Source organism: Micromonospora sp. NPDC049257, from assembly GCF_040678915.1.
Lineage (GTDB): Bacteria > Actinomycetota > Actinomycetes > Mycobacteriales > Micromonosporaceae > Micromonospora > Micromonospora antibiotica.
This window is the reverse complement of record NZ_JBFAQU010000018.1, coordinates 1-18,366: the sequence shown is the minus strand read 5'-3', so window position 1 is coordinate 18,366 and position 18,366 is coordinate 1. Positions and strand designations below refer to the sequence as shown.

The following is an 18,366-nucleotide window of genomic DNA, read 5'->3' as shown; positions in this document are numbered from 1 at the left end:
GGTCGCGGGAGCCCAGGTTACGCCGCACCGCGCCGGGGGCGCGCGCACCGGGAACCCCGCGACCCGGCCGGGCACCGACGCCGCGCGACGCCCACCGGCGGCGGGCCGGTGGGCGTCGCGGGCGGTCAGCGGCTGTCGGAGCCGGTCGTCTCGATGGCGGCCCGGCCGGCCTCCAGCCGGGCGACCGGCACCCGGAACGGCGAGCAGGAGACGTAGTCCAGCCCCACCTCGTGGAAGAAGTGCACCGAGTCGGGGTCGCCGCCGTGTTCGCCGCAGACGCCGAGCTTCAGCCCGGGGCGGGCGGCCCGGCCCTCCTCGGCGGCGATCCGGATGAGCCGGCCGACCCCGTCGCGGTCGATCGACTCGAACGGGGAGATGCCGAAGATGCCCAGTTCCAGGTAGCGCCAGAAGAATGCGCCTTCGACGTCGTCGCGGGAGAAGCCCCAGCCCATCTGGGTGAGGTCGTTGGTGCCGAAGGAGAAGAACTGGGCCGCCTCGGCGATCTGGCCGGCGGTCAACGCCGCCCGGGGTACCTCGATCATGGTGCCGATCAGCACCTCGACCCCGCTGTCCCCGACCACCTCGGCGATGATCTTCTCGGCTTCGGCGCGTACCGTCTCGAGCTCCTGGACGGCGCCGACCAGCGGGACCATGATCTCCGGGCAGGCCGCGCCGCCGTCGCGGGTGACCGCGACGGCCGCCTCGGCGATCGCGCGGACCTGCATCGCGAACAGGCCGGGGATGACCAGGCCGAGGCGCACGCCGCGCAGGCCGAGCATCGGGTTCTCCTCGTGCATCCGCCGGACGGCGGCGAGCAGCGCCTCCTCCTTGGCGACGTCCTCGCCGCGTTCCTGGGCGACGGCGACGTTGACCGCGAGCTGTTCCAGCGGGGGCAGGAACTCGTGCAGCGGCGGGTCGATCAGCCGGACGGTGACGGGGAGCCCGGCCATCTCGCGGAAGATCTCCACGAAGTCCTGGCGCTGCAGGGGCAGCAGAGCGGCGAGGGCGTCGGTGCGGTCGGTGTCGGTGGCGGCGAGGATCAGGCGTTCGACCAGTTCCCGCCGGTCGCCGAGGAACATGTGCTCGGTGCGGCACAGGCCGATGCCCTCGGCACCGAACCGCCGGGCGCGGGCCGCGTCCGCCCCGGTGTCGGCGTTCGTCCGCACCGCCAGCCGCCGCCGTGCGTCGGCGTGCGTCATGATCCGGTGTACGGCCCGGACCAGCGCGTTGTCGACGTGCGCCGGGTCGAGGCTGCCCTCGAAGTACTGGACCACCTCGGACGGCACGACCGGCACCTCGCCCAGGTAGACCTTGCCGGTGGTGCCGTCGATGGAGACGACGTCACCCTCGGAGACGGTGCGCCCGCCGACGGTGAACCGCTTCGCCGGCACGTTGACCTCGATCTCGTCGGCCCCGGAGACGCAGGTCTTGCCCATCCCCCGGGCCACCACGGCGGCGTGGCTGGTCTTGCCGCCGCGCGAGGTGAGGATGCCCTGGGCGGCGATCATGCCGTTGAGGTCGTCGGGGTTGGTCTCCCGGCGGACCAGGATCACCGCCTTGCCCTCGGCGGCCAGCTCGACGGCGCGGGCGGAGGTGAAGACCACCGCGCCGGACGCGGCACCCGGGGAGGCCCCGATGCCCCGGGCGACCGGCGGGACGTCGTGGTCGAGCTGGAAGCGGGGGAACATCAGCTGGGCGAGCTGCGCGCCGTTGACCCGGTGCAGCGCCTCGTCGAGGTCGATCAGGCCCTCGTCGACGAGTTGCCCGGCGATGACGAACGCGGCGGCGGCGGTGCGCTTGCCCACCCGGGTCTGGAGCATCCAGAGCTTGCCCCGCTCGATGGTGAACTCGATGTCGCAGAGATCCTGGTAGTGCCCTTCCAGCCGGGCCATGATGTCGAGCAGCTGGTCGTAGGAGGTCTTGTCGAGCCGTTCCAGTTCCTGCAACGGCACGGTGTTGCGGATGCCCGCGACGACGTCCTCACCCTGGGCGTTGGCCAGGTAGTCGCCGTAGATGCCCTGCGCGCCGCTGCCCGGGTCGCGGGTGAAGGCGACACCGGTGCCGGAGTCGGGGCCGAGGTTGCCGAAGACCATGGCCACCACGTTGACGGCGGTGCCGAGGTCGGCCGGGATGCGTTCCTGGCGGCGGTAGAGGATCGCCCGCTCGGCGTTCCACGACTCGAAGACCGCCCGGATGGCCAGGTCGAGCTGCTCGCGCGGCTCCTGCGGGAACTCCCGCCCGGTGTGCTCGGCAAAGATCTTCTTGTACGTCTCGACCAGCCCGCGCAGGTCGTCGGCGTCCAGGTCGAGGTCGTCGTGGGTGCCCTTGGCCCGCTTGGCCTCGTCGAGGGCGTGTTCGAACTCCTCGCCCGGTACCTCGCAGACGGTCTTGCCGAACATCTGGATCAGCCGGCGGTAGGAGTCCCAGGCGAACCGGTCGTTGCCGCCGGAGGCGGTCGGGTCCGCGCTGCCGCCGGCCTGGCGGGCGAGTCCTACGACGCTGCGGTCGTTGAGGCCGACGTTGAGGACGGTCTCCATCATGCCGGGCATCGAGAACCGGGCACCGGAGCGTACCGAGACCAGCAGTGGGTCGTCCGGGTCACCGAGACGACGCCCCATCTCCCGTTCCAGGGCTTGCAGGTGGGCCTCGATCTGGCCGGCCAGCCCGTCCGGCTCCCGCCCGGTCGCCAGGTACGCCTGGCACGCCCCGGTGGTGATGGTGAAACCGGGCGGCACCGGCAGGCCGAGATTGGTCATCTCGGCGAGATTGGCGCCCTTTCCACCGAGCAGGTCCTTGAGATCCTTGTTGCCCTCGGCGAAGTCGTAGACGTACTTGTCCGTCTCGTGCGCTGTCACCAGAAGCCTCCCACGCGCGCCGGAATTGACACTTAACGAAGGTTCAGTTCTGACCTACCCCGGGGCCGACCTCCGGCAATCCGGCCTGGTCAGCGATCGGTGGGCGAAGGTTAAGCGAACATCGGGCAGCCTGGGACCGTTCGGTGACAATAGGCACAGCCATCACGACTATCCGCGTTCGCGCCGGTTTCTGGGAACGCTTCCATGCGCACGATCACGCAATTCCGCTTCCTCCTCGTACTCTTGACGTCACCGGTTCCGCAAACCTGACCTTTGCCATATCCCTCGCGAATACACCCCGGAGCTGCCCCGTGTCGCCCACCCCGCCGCCCGGCCTCGTCCCCGCCCCAGCCCCCGAGCAGCCAGCCCCCGCCGACCTCCCGTCCCCGCCCGACCAGGCCCCCACCATGCCGGCCGCGCCGACAACGGACGGGCCCACGACGGACGGGCCCACGACGGGCTTCGTGGTCACCGGGGTCGAGCCGGCGGCGGCCGAGCTGGCGGGCAGCGCCGCCGGAGCCGCCGAACGGCTGCTCACCCGGCCGTCGGTCGGGTTGGGCGACGTGGTGCCGGCGCCCGCGTCGGTGAGGCCGCAGCCGGCCGCGAACTTCGTCCTCCCGGCCGATGCGGCGGTACGGGTGAGCGCCGACCCGGCCGCCCGGGACGTCGCCGAACGTCTCGCGGAGTTGCTGCGTCCCGCCACCGGCCTGCCGCTGCCGGTCACCGACCTGCCCACGATCCCGGGCACGCTGATGCTCACCCTGTCCGCCACCGCGCCGCGCCCGTCGGCGCCGGCGGCGCGGGAGTGGGCAGCGGAGGAGTACCGCGTCGACGTCGACGTCGACGGGGTACGCATCACCGCCGGCACCGCGACCGGCCTCTTCCACGGTGTGCAGACGCTGCGGCAACTGCTGCCGGCGGCCGTCGAGAGCCGGACCACGGTGGCCGAGCGGTGGGTGGTGCCCGGCGGCACGATCGTCGACCGCCCCCACTTCCCCTACCGGGGCGCGATGCTCGACGTGGCGCGGCACTTCTTCACCGTCGACGACGTGTGTCGGGTGATCGACCACCTGGCCCGGTACAAGCTCAACCACCTGCACCTGCACCTCACCGACGACCAGGGCTGGCGGATCGCCGTCGACTCCTGGCCCCGGCTGACCACCGTCGGCGGGCGCACCGAGGTGGGCGGCGGCCCCGGTGGCTGGTACACCGCCGCCGACTACCGACGCATCGTCGGGTACGCCGCCCGGCGGCACGTCACCGTCGTCCCCGAGGTGGACCTGCCCGGCCACACCAACGCGGCGCTGGTCGCCTACCCGGAGCTGGCGCCGGACAAGGTCGCGCCACCGCCGTACACCGGCACCGAGGTCGGCTTCAGCTACGTCGACCCCACCGACGAGCGGACGTACGACTTCGTCGCCGACGTGCTCGGCGAGGTGGCCGCGCTGACCCCCGGGCCGTGGCTGCACATCGGCGGTGACGAGGCGTACAAGGTGAAGGGGGCGGCGTACACCGGTTTCGTGGAGCGGGTGCAGCAGATCGTCGCCGGGCTCGGCCGGACCGTGGTCGGCTGGCACCAGATCGCCCCCGCCGACCACGTCGACGGCCGGGTCCTGCAGTGGTGGGGCACCGACGGCGACGACCCGACCGTCGCCGAGGCGGTACGCCGGGGCGCCCGGCTGATCCTCTCCCCCGGCAACCACGCCTACCTGGACATGAAGTACGCCCCGGACACACCGCTCGGCCACGACTGGGCGGGCCTGATCGACGTGCACCGGGCGTACCACTGGGACCCGGCGACCCACCTGACCGGCGTCCCGGCGGAGGCGGTGCTCGGCGTGGAGGCCCCGCTCTGGACCGAGTCGGTGACGTCGTTGGCCGAGATCGAGTTCCTGCTCCTCCCCCGGCTGCCCGCCCTCGCCGAGGTGGCCTGGTCCGCGCCGTCGACCCGGAGCTGGGCGGGCTTCCGGGAGCGGCTGGCCGGCCACGGCCCGCGCTGGCAGGCCGCCGGCATCACGTTCCACCCGTCCCCGGAGATCCCCTGGCCCCACCCCTCCGACAACGTCCGAATCGCCGGCAGACCCACCACCAGCCCGCCAGCCTCGACCACTTTCCGTCACATCCGGCCACGGGCAGACCAAAATCACTTAGAGTAACCGATTTTTCGGTCCCATTCCGGGTCCAGCCGGTCCCATCATCCCCAGAACCTGCCTGAGCTGCCCATTCTCCCCAACTCCCGGCGACCCCCACCAACCCCCATCCGCATCCTTTGCTCTGCCGCCACATACGCACCAGACACAAAGCGTGACCGTCGCGCCGAGGGCAGCAGAGCAAAGGATGCGGGCGGGTCTGGGGTGGGGGGTGCGAAACATGACGCTGAGTGACCGAATTGAGAGGTCGGCGACGGGGTCGTCGGATTCGGGGCACCGCTGGCGGACCAGCCCACCGGCCCGGTGACGGAGGCCACCCGTAGGTCGGAATCGTGGGCCGGCCGGGGTCGTTACAACTGGCATCCGCGATCGCACCCCCCGGCCGGCCCCGCTCGGCCGGAGGCACGGGAGCGCCGCGGAACGGACGCCCCCGGAGCACGCCGCCCCGGAACGCGAGCCACCCCTCTTCACCTGCCCCACGGCGCGACCGCGCCCATCCCGCACCCCCTGCGGACGTACGCGGGCGTGGACCCCCGAGATGCAGAGGAGCACGACATCATGCGTACCGACATCCTGCGTAAGACCGTGCTGACCGCTGCCGGCCTGACCGTCACCGCCGGTGGTATCGCCGGCCCCGCGCTGGCCGCCCAGGCCGCCGAGACGACCCGACCCGCCGCCGTCGTGCAGACCGACCGCAAGCCGGCCGGCGAGCGCGAGTTGAAGGTCGACTACGCCGCGCAGCCCAACTTCTACTACTGCGGCCCCGCCGCCACCCGGAACGCCCTGAGTGTCCAGGGCAAGAACATCGACGTCGACGCCATGGCCAAGGAGATGGGCACCACCGAGGACGGCACCGACAGCATCAACGACATCACCCCGGTGCTGAACAAGGAGATCGGCCGCAACGCGTACCGCAGCACCGAGATCCCGGTCGACAAGGTCGACGGCAAGCGCATCGCGCAGCTGCGGGCCGACATCGTCCGGGCGGTGGACGACGGCCGGGCCGTGGTCGCCAACATCGCCGGCACCGCCACCGACACCGACGGCAACACCCACGCCTTCGAGGGTGGGCACTACATCAGCGTCGTCGGCTACCGCGACGGTGGGCGGGTCGTGACGATCGCCGACTCCGCCAACCCGGACACCGCCTCCTACCGGATCGACGTCGACGAGCTGGCCCACTGGATCGCCAGCCGCGGCTACGCCTCCTGACCCGCCCCACACCGGTCATACGAAGGGCCGGCCCCCTCGGGGGTCGGTCCTTCACCGTCGGCACCGCCGACCGGCGGACCACCCCGGACAACCCGAACAGCACACCACCCCGGCCGGCGGAACACCCCGGACACCCCCAGGCGGCGGACGACCCCGGGCGGCGGACGCCCCGTCGACGACGGGCGGCGGACGGCGACCGGGTCGGTCGGTCTCAGCCGCCCGAGTCGTCCAACTCGGCGCCCTCGGGGACGGTGTCGTCGTCCCGGCTAGCCAGCCAGCCCTCGGGCAGGAAGACCTTGCCGGGAGAGTTCGTCCGGCCGCGCGGCTGACCGAGGGCGGCCACCGGGAACGGTTCGGCCGCGTCCAGCTTGCCGAGCAGGTCGTCCAGCTGGGCCAGGCTCTCGATCATGGCGAGTTCCCGGCGCAGCTCGCTGCCCACCGGGAAACCCTTCAGGTACCAGGCGACGTGCTTGCGGAAGTCGGTGCAGCCGTCCCGCTCGCCCCGCGCCGGGGTACGCGAGCCGGCGGTGAACTGTTCCACCAGCAGTTCGGCGTGCCGCCGCATGGTCACCGCCACCTCGCCGAGGGTCGGCAGCCGACGCTCCGGTCGGTCCTCGAATGCGGCCTCCAGGTCGGCGAAGAGCCACGGCCGCCCCAGGCAACCCCGGCCGACCACCACCCCGTCCACCCCGGTGTGGGCCACCATCCGCAACGCGTCGTCGGCCTCCCAGATGTCACCGTTGCCGAGCACCGGCACGTCGAGCGCCTGCTTGAGGGTGGCGATGGCGTCCCAGTCGGCGGTGCCGGAATACCGCTGCGCGGCCGTACGCCCGTGCAGGGCGACCGCCGCCACCCCGGCGTCCTGGGCGGCCAGCCCCGCCTCGACGTACGTCAGGTGATCGTCGTCGATGCCCTTGCGCATCTTGACGGTGACCGGCACCCCGGCGGGTGACGCGGCGTCCACCGCCGCCCTGACCAGCCGGGCGAAGAGCCGCCGCCGCCAGGGCAGAGCCGAGCCACCGCCCCGGCGGGTCACCTTGGGCACCGGGCAGCCGAAGTTCAGGTCGATGTGGTCGGCGAGGTCACGCTCCACCACGATCCGCACCGCAGCCGCGGTCACCTCCGGGTCGGTGCCGTAGAGCTGGAGGCTACGCGGCTGCTCCTCGGCACCGAAGGCGATCATGCGCAGGGTCTTCGGGTTCCGCTGCACCAGCGCGATCGTGGTGATCATCTCGCAGACGTAGATGCCACCGCCCTGCTCCCGGCAGAGCTGCCGGAAACCGACGTTGGTGATGCCGGCCATCGGCGCGAGCACCACCGGCGGCCACACCCGGTGGGGGCCGATGGTGAGCGGGCGCAGGACCGCAGCGGGACTGGTCACGTACCCCAGAATCCCATGCCGTCGGCGGCCCGCCCACCGCCGGTCCCCGGCCGCCGCCACGGCAGTGGGCAAACCCGCACCACGACGGCGACCGGTGTACGGCTTCAGTACGTGCCGGGTTCGGCGAGGATCAACCCGCAGACGTCCACGATGACCGAGGTGGCCGCGTTGACGTAGACGCCGAACGACAGCGGGGTGCCGTCGTGGCTGCCCAACTGCACCTCCACCAGGTTCGACAGCACCTGGTTGGGCCCCCACCAGTTCAACGAGGACGTGCCCGGCCGGGCCGTCGACGAGCTGTACGCGGTGAGGAAGCCGCCGGAGACGGTCCCGGCCACGGTGACGTTGACATACGCGGCGGTGGCCTTGCCGGCCAGCGCCGGCGGCACGTTCTTCACCGTCACGTGGATGATCTTGCCGGCGCCGAGCTTGCCGGCGAGCACGTTCCCCGCGCCGGCCACCACGTTGCCGCCGTAGGTGCCCATCGCACGGGTGTCCAGGATGCGCGTCGGCGCGACCGCCAGCGTCCGGTTCGCCCAGCGGGAGGTGTTGACGTACCGCTTCGTCGCGTCCCTGCCCCCGATGACCAGGTCACCCGACTCGTTGATCGCCAGCGAACCGGTAGGCAGCTCCGCCGGGATCGCCGCGTCCGCAGTGGGCGCGAGGATCAGTGGCGGACGCCCGTCGGCGTGGGTGAGGGTCAGCGTCGGGGCGGCCGACGAGCCCCCGGTCAGCAGCGTCCCGGTCGTACCGGCGTCGTTGGTCAACCCGGCGCGGACCGGGTCGCCGGCAGCCGCCTCGGCCGGCGTGGCGACGACGGCCGCGACCGGGACACCCGCACCGACGGCGAGGCCGCCCTTCACCAGCCGCCGACGGGTGGTCGAGGAGCTCTGGTCGCTGGTCATGCTGCTGTCCTCCTCGTGGTCACGCACCGGTCCGCACCTCGCGGTCACCGCGCTCGGCGGCTTCCCTGATCACCCGGGCCCGGACTCCGCCGGCACCGACGCGACCGCCCTGGGCGGCCTTCGCGTTGATCACCGCCGACTCCGGGTGGAACACCAGCAGGCCGGTGACGTCGAGGATCACCGCCGCCGCGCCAGCGGCCACCCAGACGGCCACCACGTCGGGGTAGTAGTCCCCACCGGCGGTCTCGTAGCCGCCGAGCTGGGAGATGACGCCGTTGGAGAGCAGCTGGCCGGCGTCCCACCAGTTGATCGTGGAGGCGGTGGGCAGTTCACCCCGACCCCACACGGTGGCGAACCCGCCCCGCGCGGTGTTGGCCACGGTGACGTTGCCCATCAGGCCGTCGCCGTAGTCGACGATGTCGCGCAGGTGCACGACCAGCAGGGTGTCGGCAAGTACCCGGCCCTGCGGATCGACCCGGCCGGCCCCCTCCAGGAGCCGGGCGCGACCGGTCGCGCTGCGGCTGTCGAGCACCCGGGTCGGCGGGATCGGCACCAGCATGGTGGCGTTCGCCGTGGTCAGCGTCTCGTGCTGCACCACCGCGCTGTCGACCACCCGCTGCACGCCCAGGCCGTCGGCGGTGGAGACCAGCCCGCCGCCCCACCCGAAGCTGGACGGCCGGCGGGTCAGCCGGAGGGTCGCACCGGTGCTGTTCTCCAGGGCGAGCGTTGCGGCCCCGCCGTCGGCGGCGCTGGTCACGACGGTGTGCAGGCCGCCGGTGGTGGTCCCGCCGAGGACGACCGGGTCTCCGGTCGCAGCGGCGGCGGGCGCAGCGGCGGGCGCGGCGGCGGGCGCGGCGTTGGCTGTGGTGGCGGCGGCGGGCGCGGCGTTGGCTGTGGTGGCGGCGACCGCCGCGCCGCCGGTGACGGCGGCCCGCCGCAGCAGGGCCCGCCGGGAGGCGGCCGGGTCAGGTTCGGACGACGTCATTCTTCGTTCCCCCGTCGGCTGGTCGGATGGCGGCGTTCGGGGCGCGGTGCGCGCCTGCGGCCGCCGAGGCACGGTTGACGAGCACCTGGCTCGGGTGACCGACCAGCAGGCTGGTCAGGTCGAGGATCACGTGGGTCGGCGAACTGGTGGCCTGGAGCGTCAACACGCTGCGGTACGCCCCAACGGCACCGAGCTCGGTGAAGAGGAAGTTCGACAGGACCTGGCCGCTGGTCCACCAGTTCACCGTGGACGTGACCGGCCTGGGGCCGCTGCCCCACACGGTCAGCACGCCGCCACCTGTCATCCCGGTCACGGTCACGTTGCCCTTGAGGGCATAACCGTCCCGGACGTAGCCGTCCAGACTGAGCACGACCGGCTTGCCGGGGACCAGCCGGCCGGTGGCGTCCAGGTCGCCCGCGCCGGAGACGATGGCCCGGCGCAGGTTCGGATCCCGGGTGTCGAGCACCCGGGTCGGCGCGACCGCCACCGAGGTGGTCGCCCACTCCGAGGTCCAGGCCCAGCCGGCGGTTGCCTGGTCGGCGTCGTCCCCCCCGGCCTTGACGAACAGGTCGCCCTGGTCGTCGACGGCCAGCGTGCCGAGCGCGGCGTCCAGCACCTGCGGATAGATGCTCTCGCCGGGCACCAGCCGCAGCGGCGCACCCCCGGTGTTCCTCAGTAGCAGCGTGCCGTAGCCGCTGGTGGCGTTCACCGTGGTGGTGGCCGGGCCGGCGTCGTTGGTCGTACCCATGGTGAGGTTGCCGCCCGGGGCGGCCTGCGCGGTGCCGGGCAGGCCGACCGTGGCGGCGACACCCGCGCCGGCCGTGCCGGCGACGACCGTGGCGGCCCGGCGCAGCAGACGACGACGATCCGGGTCGTGGTCGTGGTCAGGCTGCGACGCACGCGTCATTTCACACCCCCGTGTAGAGATTCAGCACCGCTGATGCTGACACGGCCCACCGACCCATTCAAGGACTGAACGGACACAGCTACCGACCGATGCCCGGCCCGGGACCCGGCCCCGCCCGGCAACGCGACCCACCCGGCCTCGGCCCGGCAACGTGCCGGCCCCGCCCCGGACAGCGGGGCGGGGCCGGCACGACGGCGGTCGGGGTCAGCAGCCGGGCAGCCGCTCGATCAGGTAGCGCTCGACCTGGTCCAGGGCGACCCGCTCCTGGGCCATGGTGTCCCGGTTCCGCACGGTCACCGCTTCGTCATCGAGGGTGTCGAAGTCGACGGTGACGCAGAACGGGGTGCCGATCTCGTCCTGCCGGCGGTAGCGGCGGCCGATCGCCTGCGAGTCGTCGAACTCGACCACCCAGCGCTTGCGGAGCTGGGCGGCGAGCCCCTTGGCCTTGGGCGAGAGCGCCTCGTTGCGCGACAGCGGCAGCACCGCCACCTTGACCGGGGCCAGCCGGGGGTCGAAGCGCATCACGGTGCGCTTGTCGACGCCGCCCTTGGTGTTCGGGGCCTCGTCCTCGTCGTACGCCTCCAGCAGGAACGCCAGCACCGCGCGGGTGAGGCCGGCGGCCGGCTCGATGACGTACGGCACCCAGCGCTCGTTGCGGGTCTGGTCGAAGTACGATAGGTCCACGCCGGAGTGCTTGCTGTGCGTGGACAGGTCGAAGTCGGTGCGGTTGGCCACACCCTCCAGCTCGGCGAACTCCGTGCCGCCGAAGCGGAACCGGTACTCGATGTCGACGGTGCGCTTCGAGTAGTGCGAGAGCTTCTCCTTGGGGTGCTCGTAGAAGCGCAGGTTCTCCTCGGACAGGCCCAGGTCGAGGTACCAGTTCCAGCGCTCCTGAAGCCAGTACTCGTGCCACTGCTCGTCGGAGCCGGGCTCGACGAAGAACTCCATCTCCATCTGCTCGAACTCCCGGGTCCGAAAGATGAAGTTGCCCGGGGTGATCTCGTTGCGGAACGACTTGCCTGTCTGCGCGATGCCGAACGGCGGCTTCTTGCGGGCGGCGGTCGCCACGTTGTTGTAGTTGACGAAGATGCCCTGGGCGGTCTCCGGGCGCAGGTAGTGCAGGCCCTCCTCGCTCTCCACCGGCCCGAGGTAGGTCTTCATCAGGCCGTTGAACATCTTGGGCTCGGTGAAGGTGCCCTTGTTGCCGCAGTTGGGGCAGTTCAGCTCCTGCAACGAGGTCAGCGGCTTGCCGTGCTTCTCGGCGTACGCCTCCTCCAGGTGGTCGGCGCGGAACCGCTTGTGGCACGACTGGCACTCGGTGAGCGGGTCGACGAACTCGGCGAGGTGGCCGCTGGCCTCCCAGACCTTGCGGGCGAGGATGACCGCCGAGTCGAGGCCGACGACGTCGTCGCGCTGCTGGACCATCGCCTTCCACCACTGCCGGCGGACGTTCTCCTTCAGCTCCACACCGAGCGGACCGTAGTCCCACGCCGAGCGGGTGCCTCCGTAGATCTCACTGGAGGGGAAGACGAAGCCTCGGCGCTTGGCGAGGCTGACGACGGCGTCGATACGGTCGGCTGGCATGTTTCCTCCTACGCCGGCTGGCGGTCGGCGTGGCCATGAGGTGGGTGGGACCGGACGGTCCGGGACAACGGTACGACCAGCAGCGCCCCGGGCCCAGCAGAATACCGGTGCCGGCTCAGCTGACCCCGCACACCTCCATGCCGCCGGTCTGCTGGTCGGCGGCGAGGGTGACCTGCTGGGTGCCCCGCCCACCACCGTTGAAGGTGACGTCGACCGGCACGGTCAGGGTCTGCGGGTCGACGTCACCGACCCGGTAACTGGCCACGGCCGGCTCCTCGGCGATCCGGCGGGTGAACTCGCCCCGGGACTCCCGCCGACGCGCGTCGTCGCAGAGCTTCTCGTACGCCTTGCCGTACTGCTTGTCGACCAGGGCGCGGTAGTAGTCGTCGGTGACCGCCTGACCCTGCTCCTCGATGGCCTGCACGTTGCTGACCACCAGCCCGACGGCTGCCGCGCCGCCGCCTCCGCAGCAGATCAACAGGGCGAGCGCCCCGACGCCGAGGCCCAGCCAGAGCCGCTTGCGGCTGCCCTCGGTGGGTGGGGCGGCGAACGGCGGGGCCACCCCGGGACCCTGGGGTGGGGCGGGCACCCCCGGGTCACCCGGGGCGGTGGGCACCCCCGGGGCACCCGGCGGGGCGGGCACGCCCGGGTCACCCGGGGCGGCCGACGGCGGGGTGCCGTCCGGGCCGGGTGTCGCGGGGTACGGCGGTGGGGCTGCCGGGCCGGGAGCGGTCATAGGAGCAGGGTAGTGCCCCCGGGCTCAACGCTGCGGACGCGCGGCCCGATCAGGCTCGACGCTGCGGCACGCGGCCCGACCGGGCTCAGCGGTGCGGACTCGCGGCCCGGTCGCTGTCGACCACCACCACCTCGCCGTCGGGGGCGGCGCCGGCCAGCGTCTCGTACGCCGAGGGTTCGTCGACCGACTCGGCGAGCAACGGCACGGCGGTGATCTTGACGTCGAACCCGCCCAGCGCCCGCCGGTACGTCCCGACCGACTCCCACTCGGTGAGCAGGCACCAGTGCCGGGGGTCGTCGAGGGCGCGCAGGAGTTCACCGCGCAGGTAGCCGGGGCGGGCGGCGAGCGCGGCCAGCGCGGCGTGCGCCCGGGCGGTGAAGTCGTCCGACGCCTCGACGGCGACCACGAACCGGTTGGTGACCAGCACCGGGTTCCTCCTCGTAGAGTCTGTGGGATGCAGCCTACGCAGCGCCCTCTGCTGGCCCGGTTGGCCCGGGCGAACCCGACGTCGGTGTTCCTCGCCACCCTGGCGCTGGTGCTGGTGGCGCTCTTCGCGCCCGGCCCGGTCGGTGGGCTGCTGCTGTTGGCGCTGGCCGCCGGGCTGGCCTATCTGCTGGCCACCACCTGGCCGGTGCAGGCGCCACAGACCCGGCTGTTGCGGTTGGTGATGTTGACGCTGCTGGCCACGGTGGCCCTGGTCAAGCTCTTCTGACATGCACTCATGCGTTTTTGACAATCATTCTCGTTTTCACGGACAGTTGCCGACATGACCGCCCGCACCCTGCCCCGCGCCCTGACCGCCGTCGCCACCGCCCTGCTCGTCCTGACCGGTGGCACCGCCTGCTCGACCGACGGGGCCGGGGCCGACCCGGACCGGGTGGACGTGGTCGCCGCCTTCTATCCCCTCCAGTTCGTCGCCGAGCGGGTCGGCGGGGACGCGGTCACCGTCACCAACCTCGCCAAGCCGGGTGCGGAGCCGCACGACCTGGAACTCAACCCCCGGCAGGTCGGCCAGGTCAGCCAGGCCGAACTGGTCTTCTATCTCAAGGGTTTCCAGCCGGCGGTGGACGAGGCCGTCGCGCAGAACGCCGCCGACCGGGCCTTCGACGTGACAACCGTCGTACCGCTGCGGGACGCGACAGCCGACGGGCACGACCACGAGGGTGAGGACGGTCACGCCGAGGAGAGCGGCGGCAAGGACCCGCACCTCTGGCTGGACCCGACCCGGCTGGCCACCGTCGCCGACCAGCTGGCCGAGCGGCTCGGCGCCGTCGACCCGGACCGGGCAGCCGACTACACGACCAGGGCCCGGACGCTGCGCGGCGAGCTGGAGAAGCTCGACACCGAGTACGCCGCCGGCCTGAAGACCTGCCAACGCCGGGAGATCGTGGTCAGCCACGCCGCCTTCGGCTACCTCGCCGAGCGCTACCAGCTGGAGCAGATCGGCCTCACCGGGCTCACCCCCGACACCGAGCCCGCCCCGCAGCGGCTGGCCGAGGTCGCCCGCGAGGCCCGCGAGCACCGCGCCACCACGATCTTCTTCGAGACGCTGGTCAGCCCGAAGGTCGCCGAGACCATCGCCGCCGAGGTCGGCGCGAAGACCGCGGTGCTCGACCCGATCGAAGGGCTCTCCGTCGACGGGGGTGGGGACTACCTTTCGGTGATGCGCACCAACCTGACCACGCTCCGTACCGCCCTGGGGTGCTCGTGACCACACCCGTGATCCAGGTCGGGCACGCCTCGGTCGGCTACGACGGCCGCCCGGTGCTGCGGGACGTCTCGTTGACCGTCACCGCCGGCGAGGTGGTGGCGGTGCTCGGCGCCAACGGCTCCGGCAAGTCCACCCTGATCCGGGCCGTGCTCGGGCTGGTCCCACTCGGCACCGGCTCGGTCGAGCTGTTCGGCGTACCGCAGCGCCGGTTCCGGCAGTGGCACCGGATCGGCTACGTCCCGCAGCGGCTCGGGGCCGGCAGCGGTGTGCCGGCCACCGTCCGTGAGGTGGTGGCCTCCGGGCGGCTGGCCCGCCGGGGTGTGCTGCGCCCACCGGGCCGGGCCGACCGGGCCGCGGTGGACGCGGCGCTGCGCGCGGTGGGGCTCGCCGACCGGGCCCGGGACCCGGTGGCCACCCTCTCCGGCGGCCAGCAGCAGCGCACCCTGATCGCCCGCGCCCTGGCCGGTGAGCCGGAGCTGCTGGTGCTCGACGAGCCGACCGCCGGGGTCGACGCGGCCAGCCAGGAGGCGTTCGCCGGGGCGTTGCACGACTTCGTCGGCACCGGCGGCACCGTGCTGCTGGTCGCCCACGAGCTGGGGCCGCTGCGTCCGCTGATCAGCCGGGCCGTGGTGGTGCACCAGGGCGGCGTCTGCCATGACGGCGCGGTGCCGGAACCGGCCGGGCACCACGCCGAGCCCGACCACGACCACGTGCACCCGCACGGTCCCGAGGAGCCCGCCGGGCTGTGGAGCAGCTGAACGATGGACCTCTTCCAGTACGACTTCATGCAGCGGGCGCTGGTCGGCGCCCTGGTGATCGGGCTGACCGCCCCGGCCCTCGGGATCTACCTGGTGCAGCGGCGGCTGGCCCTGATCGGTGACGGCATCGGCCACGTCGCGCTCACCGGCGTCGGGGCGGGCCTGCTGCTCAACCGGTCGCCGGTGCTGGTGGCGGTGGTCGCGGCGATCCTCGGCGCGGTCACCATCGAGCTGGTCCGGGCCCGGGGCCGTACCTCCGGTGACCTGGCGCTGGCGCTGCTGTTCTACGGCGGCATCGCCGGTGGCGTGATGCTGGTCGGCCTCTCCGACGCCAGCAGCGCCAACCTCAACGCCTACCTGTTCGGCTCGCTCACCACCACCTCCCCCGCCGACCTGACCACCATCGCGGTGCTCGGCGCGAGCATCGCGGTGCTCATGCTGGCGCTGCGCCCGGCGCTGTTCGCGGTCTGCCACGACGAGGAGTACGCCCGGGTGGCCGGGCTGCCCGTGCGGGCACTGAACCTGCTGCTGGCGGTCGCCACCGCGGTCACCGTCACCATCGCCATGCGGGCCGTCGGGGTGTTGCTGATCAGCGCGCTGATGGTGGTGCCGGTGGCCACCGCGCAGCAGGTCACCCGGGGCTTCCGCAGCACCATGACGGCGGCCATGGCGCTCGGCCTGTTCGCCGCCGGGGCGGGGATCTGGGTGGCGGCCACCGCCGACACCGCCCCCGGCGCGTCGGTGGTGCTGCTGGCGATCGCGTCGTTCCTGGTGGTGGCGTTGGCCGCCGCCGGCTGGCGGGTGCTGCGCCGCCGGGCCACCCCGGCCGCCGTCACCGCCCCGGAACCGCACGAGGTGGTGCTGCGGTGACGCCGACCGACGAACCGTCACTGGTATTGGTTACCGTTACGGGGTGACCGGCACCCAGGGCTACGACGCGTTCGAGGGCGCGGGCGAGCTGCTGCGGGCGCTGTCCGCCCCGATCCGGCTGGCCATCGTCAGCGAGCTGGCCCAGGGTGAGCGGTGTGTGCACGAGCTGGTCGAGCAGCTCGGCGCCCCGCAGCCGCTGGTCTCCCAGCACCTGCGGGTGCTCCGCGGCGCGGGGGTGGTGCGGGGTTCCCGGCGCGGCCGGGAGATCGCGTACGCCTTGGTCGACGAGCACGTCGCGCACATCGTGGCCGACGCGGTCAGCCATGCCGGGGAGGGGCCGTCGTCCCCCGGTGAGCCGGCGACCGGGCGCGCGGGGGGTGCCGGGCGGCCCGCGTCGTGGCACGCTGTCGGCCGTGAAGATCTACGCTGACCGTTTTCCGGTCGCCCTCCGCCAGTTCCTCACCGATCTCCTCGTCGTCGTCTGGGTCTACGCGGCGATCCGCTTCGCGATGTGGCTGTACGACCTGGTGGAGAAGCTCGCCGTACCGGGACGGAAGCTGGAGGGGGCCGGCGGCGGCCTCGCCGACAACCTGGCCGAGGCCGGCGGCAAGGTGGGCCGGGTGCCGCTGGTCGGCGACGAGCTGACCGGCCCGTTCACCAAGGCCGCCGACGCCGCCCGGGCGGTGGCCGAGGCCGGCCGCGACCAGCAGGACCTGGTCGGTCAGCTGGCGTGGGCGTTGAGCATCGCGGTGCTGGTCTTCCCGCTCGGGCTGGTGCTGTTCGGCTGGCTGCCGCTGCGGCTGCGCTGGATGCGTCGGGCCGCGTCGGCGAAGGCCCTCGCCGCCGGGCCGGCCGGCCGGGACCTGCTGGCCCTGCGCGCGCTGACCAGTCAGCCGCTGCGCCGGCTGACCCGGATCGACCCGGACGTGGCGCAGGCGTGGCGGCGGGGCGACGACGCCACCGTCGACGCGCTCGCCGCCCTGGAGCTGCGCCGACTCGGCCTGCGCGGCGGTCGCTAGGCACCGTCACCTGTTGTGTCCCCCCGGCCCGCAGGCTTAGATGATGGTGAATGTCTTAAGTCTGCAAGCCGTCGTCGTGCGTCGGCACGGACGGCCCGGAGAGGGAGCGTCCCCCATGCCCGTGTCCCGCAGTCGGTCGATCCTCGCGGCGGGAGCCGCCGGGGTGGTGGCGGTGCTGGCCGCCACACTCATCGGCCTGCCCCCGGCCAGCGCCGCCACCGGTGACGGCTCCCCCACCGACGCGAACATCGCCTTCGTCGGCCGCTGGGACCGCAGCAACAGCAGCGCGTACGTGCCGAACTGGGCGGGCGCCTACCTCAGGACCGGGTTCACCGGCACCACGGTCAAGCTGCGGCAGCGCCGCACCATCGACCTCTACTACAGCATCGACGGGGCCGACTTCCGCTACCTGACCAACGTCAGCGGCACGGTCAACCTCACCCCGACCCCGCTGCGCGCCGGCAACCACACGCTGGTGGTGTCGTACCGGGTGGTCGCCGGCTCGTACACCGGGGACGCGGTGTTCCAGGGGTTGACCCTCGACTCGGGGGCGCGGACCCTGCCGGCGGCGGTGCGGCCCCAGCTGATCGAGTTCGTCGGCGACTCCATCACCCTCGGCACCACCTCGTCGCGCACGGCGCTGACCGCGTACGGGTGGCTGACCGGGGAGCAGCTCGGCACCGAGCACACCCAACTCGGCTACGGCGGAGGCTGCCTGGTCGCCACCGCCGACGGCTGCGTCAGCGTCGCCAGCCAGTTCCTCCGCACCGGATACTCGGCCACCAGCCCCGCCTGGGACTTCAGCCGCTACCGGGCGGACGCCGTGGTGATCAACCTGGGCACCAACGACCGCAGCCACGGGGTGAGCGGCGCGGACTTCCAGAACCAGTACGCCACGTTCATCCGTACCGTGCGGGGGAAGTACCCGCGCGCGGCGATCTTCGCGCTGCGCACCTTCAGCGGCCGGTACGCCGCGGAGACCGCCGCCGCCGTCAACACGGTCACCGGGGGCGGCGACCGCAACGTGTTCTACGTGGACACCACCGGCTGGCTGCCGGCCGACGGGCTGAGCGACTCGGTGCACCCCAACGACGCCGGGCACCGGGCGATCACGGCCCGGCTCGCCCCGATCGTCGCGGCGAAGCTGACCACCACCCCGACGCCGACCCCCACCACCGCACCGCCCACCACGCCCCCGCCCACCACCGCACCGCCCACCACGCCCCCGCCCACCACCGCACCGCCCACCACGCCCCCGCCCACCACCGCACCGCCCACCACGCCCCCGCCCAC

The 18,366-nt window shown here is 72.8% G+C and carries 16 protein-coding genes and 1 pseudogene; 9 read left to right on the top strand and 8 right to left on the bottom strand.

Going from position 1 to position 18,366, the window contains the following annotated elements:
* Nucleotides 1–125: 125 nt before the first annotated feature.
* Nucleotides 126–2,855 (bottom strand): pyruvate, phosphate dikinase, encoded by a 2,730-nt coding sequence (ppdK, locus tag AB0K25_RS23155; RefSeq protein WP_219464245.1) that lies wholly within the window; start codon nt 2,853–2,855, stop codon nt 126–128.
* Between the two features lie 407 nt (nt 2,856–3,262).
* Here ppdK and AB0K25_RS23150 point away from each other — a divergent pair, with 407 nt between their 5' ends.
* Nucleotides 3,263–5,011 carry a beta-N-acetylhexosaminidase gene (locus tag AB0K25_RS23150; protein ID WP_363822699.1) on the top strand — a complete coding sequence of 583 codons (1,749 nt, stop codon included), beginning with the start codon at nt 3,263–3,265 and terminating at the stop codon, nt 5,009–5,011.
* 552 nt (nt 5,012–5,563) lie between these two features.
* Complete coding sequence (locus AB0K25_RS23145) at nt 5,564–6,217, top strand: C39 family peptidase (RefSeq protein WP_219464246.1); 654 nt, start codon at nt 5,564–5,566, stop codon at nt 6,215–6,217.
* Nucleotides 6,218–6,428: 211 nt separating this feature from the next.
* On the opposite strand, the gene dusB is transcribed toward AB0K25_RS23145, so the two are convergent.
* From dusB to AB0K25_RS23110, 7 genes are all read right to left on the bottom strand, one after another.
* Nucleotides 6,429–7,598 carry a tRNA dihydrouridine synthase DusB gene (gene dusB / locus AB0K25_RS23140; RefSeq protein ID WP_219464247.1) on the bottom strand — a complete coding sequence of 390 codons (1,170 nt, stop codon included), beginning with the start codon at nt 7,596–7,598 and terminating at the stop codon, nt 6,429–6,431.
* 104 nt (nt 7,599–7,702) lie between these two features.
* Nucleotides 7,703–8,530 carry a hypothetical protein gene (locus AB0K25_RS23135; RefSeq protein WP_363822602.1) on the bottom strand — a complete coding sequence of 276 codons (828 nt, stop codon included), beginning with the start codon at nt 8,528–8,530 and terminating at the stop codon, nt 7,703–7,705.
* Complete coding sequence (locus AB0K25_RS23130; RefSeq protein ID WP_363822599.1) at nt 8,523–9,488, bottom strand: hypothetical protein; 966 nt, start codon at nt 9,486–9,488, stop codon at nt 8,523–8,525. Before AB0K25_RS23130 ends, AB0K25_RS23135 begins: the two co-directional genes overlap by 8 nt.
* Nucleotides 9,469–10,395, bottom strand: coding sequence for a hypothetical protein (locus tag AB0K25_RS23125; protein ID WP_363822596.1), 927 nt, complete (start codon nt 10,393–10,395; stop codon nt 9,469–9,471). Before AB0K25_RS23125 ends, AB0K25_RS23130 begins: the two co-directional genes overlap by 20 nt.
* Before the next feature lie 204 nt (nt 10,396–10,599).
* Nucleotides 10,600–11,979, bottom strand: coding sequence for a glycine--tRNA ligase (locus AB0K25_RS23120; protein ID WP_363822593.1), 1,380 nt, complete (start codon nt 11,977–11,979; stop codon nt 10,600–10,602).
* A 115-nt stretch (nt 11,980–12,094) separates the two neighbouring features.
* The gene (locus AB0K25_RS23115) at nt 12,095–12,568 is read right to left on the bottom strand and encodes a hypothetical protein (RefSeq protein ID WP_208570144.1); all 474 of its coding nucleotides are present in this window, start codon (nt 12,566–12,568) and stop codon (nt 12,095–12,097) included.
* 232 nt (nt 12,569–12,800) lie between these two features.
* A complete protein-coding gene (locus tag AB0K25_RS23110; protein ID WP_208570085.1) occupies nt 12,801–13,142 on the bottom strand; it encodes an antibiotic biosynthesis monooxygenase in 342 nt (113 codons plus the stop codon).
* A 27-nt stretch (nt 13,143–13,169) separates the two neighbouring features.
* On the opposite strand from AB0K25_RS23110, the gene AB0K25_RS23105 reads away from it, so the two are divergent.
* The 7 genes and pseudogenes from AB0K25_RS23105 to AB0K25_RS23075 form a co-directional block, all read left to right on the top strand.
* Nucleotides 13,170–13,427: a DUF6703 family protein gene (locus tag AB0K25_RS23105; protein WP_219464256.1), complete on the top strand. Its 258-nt coding sequence runs from the start codon at nt 13,170–13,172 to the stop codon at nt 13,425–13,427.
* A 54-nt stretch (nt 13,428–13,481) separates the two neighbouring features.
* Complete coding sequence (locus tag AB0K25_RS23100) at nt 13,482–14,426, top strand: metal ABC transporter substrate-binding protein (RefSeq protein WP_219464257.1); 945 nt, start codon at nt 13,482–13,484, stop codon at nt 14,424–14,426.
* On the top strand, nt 14,423–15,184 hold the full coding sequence (locus AB0K25_RS23095) for a metal ABC transporter ATP-binding protein (protein ID WP_219464258.1): 762 nt from the start codon (nt 14,423–14,425) through the stop codon (nt 15,182–15,184). The genes AB0K25_RS23100 and AB0K25_RS23095 overlap by 4 nt, the downstream gene beginning before the upstream one ends.
* 3 nt (nt 15,185–15,187) lie before the next feature.
* A complete protein-coding gene (locus tag AB0K25_RS23090; RefSeq protein ID WP_219464259.1) occupies nt 15,188–16,054 on the top strand; it encodes a metal ABC transporter permease in 867 nt (288 codons plus the stop codon).
* 43 nt (nt 16,055–16,097) lie between these two features.
* Nucleotides 16,098–16,400: pseudogene (locus tag AB0K25_RS23085) on the top strand (metalloregulator ArsR/SmtB family transcription factor); the annotation flags it as partial.
* Nucleotides 16,401–16,467: 67 nt separating this feature from the next.
* Nucleotides 16,468–17,073 carry a hypothetical protein gene (locus tag AB0K25_RS23080; protein WP_208570090.1) on the top strand — a complete coding sequence of 202 codons (606 nt, stop codon included), beginning with the start codon at nt 16,468–16,470 and terminating at the stop codon, nt 17,071–17,073.
* A 115-nt stretch (nt 17,074–17,188) separates the two neighbouring features.
* A partial coding sequence (locus AB0K25_RS23075) for a GDSL-type esterase/lipase family protein (protein ID WP_363822587.1) occupies nt 17,189–18,366 on the top strand: 1,178 nt, incomplete at its 3' end.

Coding starts and splice junctions, on each gene's coding strand:
- AB0K25_RS23150 (WP_363822699.1), top strand. CDS start 3,263: ATGCCGGCCGCGCCGACAACGGACGGGCCCACGACGGACGGGCCCACG.
- AB0K25_RS23145 (WP_219464246.1), top strand. CDS start 5,564: ATGCGTACCGACATCCTGCGTAAGACCGTGCTGACCGCTGCCGGCCTG.
- AB0K25_RS23130 (WP_363822599.1), bottom strand. CDS start 9,488: ATGACGTCGTCCGAACCTGACCCGGCCGCCTCCCGGCGGGCCCTGCTG.
- AB0K25_RS23125 (WP_363822596.1), bottom strand. CDS start 10,395: ATGACGCGTGCGTCGCAGCCTGACCACGACCACGACCCGGATCGTCGT.
- AB0K25_RS23120 (WP_363822593.1), bottom strand. CDS start 11,979: ATGCCAGCCGACCGTATCGACGCCGTCGTCAGCCTCGCCAAGCGCCGA.
- AB0K25_RS23105 (WP_219464256.1), top strand. CDS start 13,170: ATGCAGCCTACGCAGCGCCCTCTGCTGGCCCGGTTGGCCCGGGCGAAC.
- AB0K25_RS23100 (WP_219464257.1), top strand. CDS start 13,482: ATGACCGCCCGCACCCTGCCCCGCGCCCTGACCGCCGTCGCCACCGCC.
- AB0K25_RS23090 (WP_219464259.1), top strand. CDS start 15,188: ATGGACCTCTTCCAGTACGACTTCATGCAGCGGGCGCTGGTCGGCGCC.